This is a genomic window from uncultured Salinicola sp., from assembly GCF_937921195.1.
Classification (GTDB): domain Bacteria; phylum Pseudomonadota; class Gammaproteobacteria; order Pseudomonadales; family Halomonadaceae; genus Salinicola.
On sequence record NZ_CALFQK010000096.1, the window covers coordinates 25,515 to 31,747 of the forward strand.

Below are 6,233 nucleotides of genomic sequence, written 5' to 3' on the forward strand. Positions count from 1 at the left end.
GCCGAGAACGAGGTCACGCCGCCCTCGTCCAGCAACATCGTTGGATAGTCATTCGATCCGCGGAAATCAGTTGACCATCGGCTCGCGCCGACCACCCGGCTTGCCACGGGCGTGGCCACGCTTGCCGCTAGCCCGCGCCGGGGAGCCCTGCTTCCGATCCTGCTTCCGATCCCGACCGGAGCCGCCATCGGCGTCGTCGTGGCGGCGCCGCAGCAGACGCCACGCCACCAGGCCCAGCGCGCCACCGGTCGCGGCTCCGACCAGCAACAGTGGCATCGCGCCGGCGACCTGACCGCCATCGTGCTGGATGACGCCGACAGCCATCACCACGATGGCCGGGGCCAGACCGGAGTAGGTCGCCCCTGGCTGCAACAGCGGCAGCGAGAACGGCGCCACCATCCACAACCCGCCAGCGACGACGCCGACCAGAATCAGCCGCGGCAACAGCGGCAGCCACCGCACCCCCAGGTAACCGGTTACCAGAACGATCAGGGAGAGTGCGCCATAACTCAGCCAGAGCTGCGGCAGCGAATCGGAAAACAGCATGGTAATGACTCTCGATTCATACGATTTGCCACATGGTACACTCCAACCAGGCAAAGCACAGCCGCGCCCGCGCGATCGGGTGCGCGATTCGATCCCGAACCGCCGGTACACCGCCGCCCCTGAGCGCCAGCCCGGGAGGGCGGCGCCCGTTCCCCGACAGCTCCAGCCCGCAAGGATCCCGCACAGCCCCATGTCCCGCTCGCAGACCACCCAAGCGCCCCCCGCCGTTCACTTCCGCCGCAGTGACGATCCCGACTGGCACTGGCTGGAGTCACGTGACGACCCTCAGGTCAAAGCGTTCCTGCGCGCGGCCAATCGCGAGAGCGATGCCTTCTTCTCTCCCCTCGCGTCGCTGGAGAATGCCCTGTACGACGGACATCTGGCGCGACGCGAGCTCCAGGTCACCGGCTTGCCGACGGCCCTGGAACGCTTTCGCTACTGGAGCGAAACGGCCAGCGACGCCGACTATCCACTGTGGTGGCGTCAGGCGATGGACGGTACCGGCCCCGCCGAGCTGCTGCTCGACCTCGAGTCACGCTCGGAAGCCCACGACTTCCTCGAGCTGGGCGACATGGCGATCTCGTCGGACGAGCAGTGGCTGGCCTGGACCGAGGATGCCAGCGGCAACGAATATTTCGACCTCTATCTGAAGCGGTTACCGGACGGCGAGCCGGCCCGCCTGCGCCGCCGCATCGGCCCGGATCTGGTGTGGGCGGAGGACAACCGCACGCTACTGTTCACCCGCTACGACGCCACGCAGCGCCCCGCCAGCGTATGGCTGCTGCGGCCCGAGGACGACCACTGCGAGAAGATCTTCGAAGAGAGCGATGTCGAATTCTGGGTCGGCGTGGGCAAGACGCGCTCTCGCCAATGGCTGATCGTGGAGACGGCCTCCAAGGACACCGCCGAATGCCACCTGATCCCGGCCGATGCACCTGGCACCCCGCCCCGCTGCGTCCGCCCGCGGGAAGCGGGGGTCGAGTATGGCCTGGAGCACCGCAACGATACCTTCTACGTACTGCACAATCGCGATGCCTCTCACTTCCGCCTGGACACCGCTCCGGCGTCTCGCCCGTCGAGCTGGACCCCACTCGTACCGCATCGCGACGACGTCACCCTCGAGGGCATCGACGCTTTCGTCTGGGGAATGGTGATTACCGAGCGTGACCATCACGAGGCCCAGGTGTACCTGCGCGTGATCGAACTCCCGGATGAGGGGTCGTCGGAGGACGACACCCGGCGGCCGGAGGAGCCGCCAGGCTTGCGACTGCCGCTTCCCGAGGCCCCTTGCAGCCTCGCGCTCGGCGACACCCCCGACTTCCATACCCGCAAACTTCACCTGCGCGAAGAGTCGTTCACCCTGCCGGTGCGATGGGTCGAGCATGACCTGGACAGCGGCGAGCAGCGCGTTCTCAAGACGCAGCCGCTGTACAGTGATCTGCAGCCCCGGGACCTGGTCTGCCAGAGGCTGTGGGCCGCGGGTCATGACGGGGAGCGTATTCCCGTCTCGGTGGTGGCCAGAGCCGACATGCTGGGCAAGGCGCCGATGCCGACGCTGCTCTACGGCTACGGCGCCTACGGCGAGGTACTCGACCCCTGGTTCTCGATCGCGCGCCTGGAACTGCTCTCTCGTGGCGTCGCGTTCGCCGTCGCCCACGTCCGCGGCGGTGGCGACCGCGGCGAGCCCTGGTACCTGGCGGGCAAGCTCGAGTACAAGGAAAACAGCTTCAGGGACTTTCTGGCGGCGCGCCAGGCGCTGGTCGCCGAAGGCCTGGCGGACCCCGACCGGGTGGCGGCATATGGCGCCAGCGCCGGCGGCCTGCTGGTGGGGGCCAGTCTGAACATGGAACCGGAAGCCTTCTGCGCAGCCGTGCTCGATGTCCCCTTCGTCGACGTGCTGCGGACGATGGAGAACCCCGACCTCCCTCTCACCACGGCGGAGTACACCGAGTGGGGCAATCCGGAAGAGCCCGCCGCGCGTCGGCGCATCCGCGATTATTCGCCGCTCGACAACCTGACCGCCCAGCCCTACCCCAGCATGCTGCTGCAGGGGAGCTGGCACGATTCACGGGTGCCTTACTGGGAGCCGGCCAAGCTCTATGCACGCATGACCGAGCTGGGGAGCGCCCGGGGGCCGGTACTGCTGCGAACCGACATGGCAGCCGGACATGGCGGGGCATCGGGCCGGTTCAAGGCCTGGCGGGACAATGCGCGTCAGGACGCCTTCATCCTGTGGGCGCTGGGGCTCGACGCCGAAGGATAGAGACCGACTATGGCGGGGCGCGATGAGAATGTGCCGGTCAGGCGTTCAACGCCGCTCGTCGAGCGGGATGATATCGATGATATGGGCCTCGTAGTCGGCCTCGTCGACGTCGGCTTCACTGACGGCAAAATGGCGCACGCTCATCCGGCGCTCGTGCAGGCGACGGTCGTCACCGCTGCGTAGCGGATGCCAGCTGGCCAGCCTGCGCCCTTCGGCGAGACGACGATAGGCGCAGCTGTGAGGCAACCAGTGGAACTCGTCGAGGTTCTGGAGACTCAACTGGGTGCACTCGGGCACTTTCTCGAAGCGGTTCTCGTAGTCGCTGCAGCGGCAACTGCCGATGTCCAGCAGGCGGCAGGCCACGTTCAGCGTCGCGACGTCTCCCGTGTCGGCATCTTCCATCTTGACCAGGCAGCACTTGCCGCACCCGTCGCAGAGCGCTTCCCACTCTTGCTGGGTCAGCTCCTCGAGGGAGAAGCGCTCCCAGAATCGATCACGCATATCGACCTCCGCCCGGATGATCCCCGCCGCACCCTCGCCGCGGGAGTGGGCGCCGTGGGAATGTGGCACGACTCATCACTCTCCCCGCGGCGTGAACAGATCCAGCATCTCCGGATCCTTGGCCGGCGGCATCTGCAGATAGAAGCCCTGGTCGCGGATCGCCGTCATGACCTTGACCACGTCGACGCGCGCCAACGGCCGATCGGCCCGCAGCAGCAGCGTCATCACCGCGATGGGCGGCCCGAACCGTTCACGCAGTGCCTGCGGCACCGGCGCCATGCCCTGGGCCTTGTCGAGATAGAGATACATCTCGTCTCGACGCGGGCTCTTCACCACCTCACAAATCAGCCGGGAGGCGTCCATCACGCCACCTCCTGTTCGGCCAGCGCCCGTTCCCAGTCGGCCGACAGCTCGCGCCCGCGCCACCCGGTCGGCAATGGCAGCGCCTCCCCCTTGAGATGGGCGTTGACGATCGCCTCCATCTCCGCCCGGTTGGCGAGTCTCTCCGGGGCCACGCCGAGCGCCTCGGCGTGGGCCTGGACGACCTGCTTCAGCGCCTTGAGGCGACGCTTGAACGGAGGCGAGGTCGGCATCGGGAGCGGCTCGCAGAGCGTCGATTCCTCCTGGTGCCGAGCGGCCTTGACCAGCGCCAGCAGGGTGTCGCCTTCGCGCTTGACCAGGCTGGGGGTAACGCCTTCGATGGCCGCCAGCTCGTAGCGATTCTGTGGCATGGCCTCGGCGACCGCGAACAGCACGGCATCCTTGACCAGCCAGCCGCGCGGTAAGTCGCGACGGCGTATTTCCACTTCCCGCCATGCGGTGAGCTCGCGGTACGCCTCGATCTGACGAGGATTCAACCGCCACAACTGGCGGTGACGGGCATACCACTGATCGGCGCCCCCTTCGTGCCCACGGCTCAACGCCGCGCACTCCTCCTCGAGCCACTCGCTCCGACCCAGCTCGACCAGCTCCCGATGCTGCTGTTCCCATATGGTGGGAAGAAACACCACGTCCAGCGCCGCATACTCGAGCTGGGCCGGTGTCAGCGGACGCTCCAGCCAGTTCGAGCGCGTCTCTTCCTTCGGCAGGTCGACATCGCAGCGCCGGGCGACCAGCCGCCGGTAACCGATCGCCGGATCGCTGCCCAGGAAGGATTCGGCGATCTGGGTATCGATCAGCGGTGACACCGTCACGCCAGCCCACAGTGACAGCACGTCCAGATCCTCGCCACAGGCGTGGATCAACTTCAACGGCCCGCCACCCAGCAGCCGCTGGAAATCCGCGCTTGCCGCCACGGCCTGCGGATCGATCAGGTACACCGTGTCCCCAGCCGTCAGTTGAATCAGCGCCGGCACGGGGAAAAAGGTGGTCTCACGGAAGAACTCGGTATCCAGCGCCACGACATCCGCCTCGGCCAGCACCTCGTAAGCGGCCTGCAACCCTTCCGGGGTGTCGACCCAACACAGCGAATAGTCAACGCTCATTCAGATTCCTTGCGGCCACGAACGTGACCCTGCGATACGAAAAGTGGAAGGATGGCACGGCGGCAGCGCCCCGCAGCCCAGGCTTCACTCGGAGGAGAACGGCTGGCGACCCTGAAACGCCCGGCTGAGCGTGCCGCCATCGACATACTCCAGCTCGCCCCCCATGGGGACACCATAGGCCAGCCGCGAGAGCCTGGCTTCTCGCCCGACCAGATGCTCCGCGATGTAGTGGGCGGTCGCCTCGCCTTCCACGGTGGGATTGGTCGCCAGGATGATCTCGCTGACGGTCTCTTGGGCGAGCCGTGCTTCCAGTTGATCGAGACCGATATCGTCGGGGCCGATGCCGTCGAGTGGCGAGAGGTGACCATGCAGGACGAAATACTGGCCGCGATAGCCGCCGGCCTGCTCGATCGCCAGCATGTCCGCCGGAGACTCGACCACGCACAGCAGCGCCGAGTCGCGCCGCGGATCCTGGCAGACACCGCACAGGGTCTCCTCGGTCAGGGTCCGGCACCGCTCGCAGTAGCCAACCCGTTCGATCGCCTCGGTCAATGCCTGAGACAGCCGACGTCCGCCGTCGCGCTCCCGCTCCAGCAGATGCAGCGCCATCCGCTGTGCCGTCTTGGGCCCCACGCCTGGCAATACGCGCAAGCTCTCCAGCAATTGCTCGACCAGCGGTGAGAAGCTCATCAGAACGGCATCTTCATCCCGGGAGGCAGGTTGAGCCCGGAAGAGACCTCTTCCATCCTCGCCTTGGACTGGGTCTCCACCTTGCGTGACGCATCGTTGACAGCGGCCGCCAACAGATCTTCCAGCAGCTCCTTGTCTTCCTGCATCAGGGACGGATCGATCTCGACGCGACTGACGTCATGACGGCCATTCATGGTGACCTTGATCATACCGGCGCCGGCTTCGCCCGAGACTTCCATCTGGGCGATCTCCTCCTGCACCTGCTGCATCTTTTCCTGCATTTCCTGGGCCTGTTTCATCAGGCCACCCATGCCACCCTTGAACATGACGAACTCCTTCGAGATGGGATTTTCGAGACCGGAATATTTGGCAAGCGTCACACGCGGTCGGCGGTGACGCTCTCTTCGATCAGACGGGCGCCGAAACGCGCCTCCAGTTCCTGAATATGCGGGTCGACCCGCAACGCTTCAACGGCGCGGGCGTGACGCTCTCGAGCCTCGCGGTCGCGCTTGGCCTTGGCCGTCTCGCGCGAACCGTCCAGCGCGGCGACGTTGACCTCGAGACGGCGAGCGTAGCCGATACCCGCCAGTGCCCTAGTAATGCGATCGACGTGCAGGTCCGACAGCATGGCCGACTGCCCGGGATCCAGCGTGACGTGAAGCACGTGACCATCGTCGCCGTCGATGACGCAGTGAGCCGCGAGATTGCGGGTGAGACCACCGATATCGAGCCGATCAAAGCGCTCGAGC

8 protein-coding genes are annotated in these 6,233 nt (G+C 66.4%); 1 reads left to right on the plus strand and 7 read right to left on the minus strand.

The window, feature by feature from the left end; genetic code table 11:
* Positions 1–66 precede the first annotated feature (66 nt).
* Positions 67–546 carry a hypothetical protein gene (locus tag Q0602_RS08445; protein ID WP_298841513.1) on the minus strand — a complete coding sequence of 160 codons (480 nt, stop codon included), beginning with the start codon at positions 544–546 and terminating at the stop codon, positions 67–69.
* A 190-nt stretch (positions 547–736) separates the two neighbouring features.
* Here Q0602_RS08445 and Q0602_RS08450 point away from each other — a divergent pair, with 190 nt between their 5' ends.
* A complete protein-coding gene (locus tag Q0602_RS08450; RefSeq protein WP_298841515.1) occupies positions 737–2,809 on the plus strand; it encodes a prolyl oligopeptidase family serine peptidase in 2,073 nt (690 codons plus the stop codon).
* A gap of 45 nt (positions 2,810–2,854) precedes the next feature.
* Here the strand turns inward: Q0602_RS08450 and Q0602_RS08455 are convergent, their stop codons facing one another.
* The 6 genes from Q0602_RS08455 to Q0602_RS08480 form a co-directional block, all read right to left on the minus strand.
* Positions 2,855–3,310: a YcgN family cysteine cluster protein gene (locus Q0602_RS08455; protein WP_295041451.1), complete on the minus strand. Its 456-nt coding sequence runs from the start codon at positions 3,308–3,310 to the stop codon at positions 2,855–2,857.
* 75 nt (positions 3,311–3,385) lie between these two features.
* Positions 3,386–3,673, minus strand: coding sequence for a YcgL domain-containing protein (locus tag Q0602_RS08460; protein WP_295041449.1), 288 nt, complete (start codon positions 3,671–3,673; stop codon positions 3,386–3,388).
* Positions 3,673–4,794, minus strand: coding sequence for an HRDC domain-containing protein (locus Q0602_RS08465; RefSeq protein ID WP_298841517.1), 1,122 nt, complete (start codon positions 4,792–4,794; stop codon positions 3,673–3,675). Before Q0602_RS08465 ends, Q0602_RS08460 begins: the two co-directional genes overlap by 1 nt.
* A gap of 84 nt (positions 4,795–4,878) precedes the next feature.
* The gene (gene recR, locus Q0602_RS08470) at positions 4,879–5,484 is read right to left on the minus strand and encodes a recombination mediator RecR (RefSeq protein WP_110602401.1); all 606 of its coding nucleotides are present in this window, start codon (positions 5,482–5,484) and stop codon (positions 4,879–4,881) included.
* Complete coding sequence (locus tag Q0602_RS08475; RefSeq protein ID WP_110717982.1) at positions 5,484–5,810, minus strand: YbaB/EbfC family nucleoid-associated protein; 327 nt, start codon at positions 5,808–5,810, stop codon at positions 5,484–5,486. The genes recR and Q0602_RS08475 overlap by 1 nt, the downstream gene beginning before the upstream one ends.
* A 50-nt stretch (positions 5,811–5,860) precedes the next feature.
* On the minus strand, positions 5,861–6,233 hold a 373-nt coding region (locus Q0602_RS08480; RefSeq protein ID WP_298841519.1), incomplete at its 5' end, for a DNA polymerase III subunit gamma/tau C-terminal domain-containing protein.

Coding starts and splice junctions, on each gene's coding strand:
- Q0602_RS08445 (WP_298841513.1), bottom strand. CDS start 546: ATGCTGTTTTCCGATTCGCTGCCGCAGCTCTGGCTGAGTTATGGCGCA.
- Q0602_RS08450 (WP_298841515.1), top strand. CDS start 737: ATGTCCCGCTCGCAGACCACCCAAGCGCCCCCCGCCGTTCACTTCCGC.
- Q0602_RS08455 (WP_295041451.1), bottom strand. CDS start 3,310: ATGCGTGATCGATTCTGGGAGCGCTTCTCCCTCGAGGAGCTGACCCAG.
- Q0602_RS08460 (WP_295041449.1), bottom strand. CDS start 3,673: ATGGACGCCTCCCGGCTGATTTGTGAGGTGGTGAAGAGCCCGCGTCGA.
- Q0602_RS08465 (WP_298841517.1), bottom strand. CDS start 4,794: ATGAGCGTTGACTATTCGCTGTGTTGGGTCGACACCCCGGAAGGGTTG.
- recR (WP_110602401.1), bottom strand. CDS start 5,484: ATGAGCTTCTCACCGCTGGTCGAGCAATTGCTGGAGAGCTTGCGCGTA.
- Q0602_RS08475 (WP_110717982.1), bottom strand. CDS start 5,810: ATGTTCAAGGGTGGCATGGGTGGCCTGATGAAACAGGCCCAGGAAATG.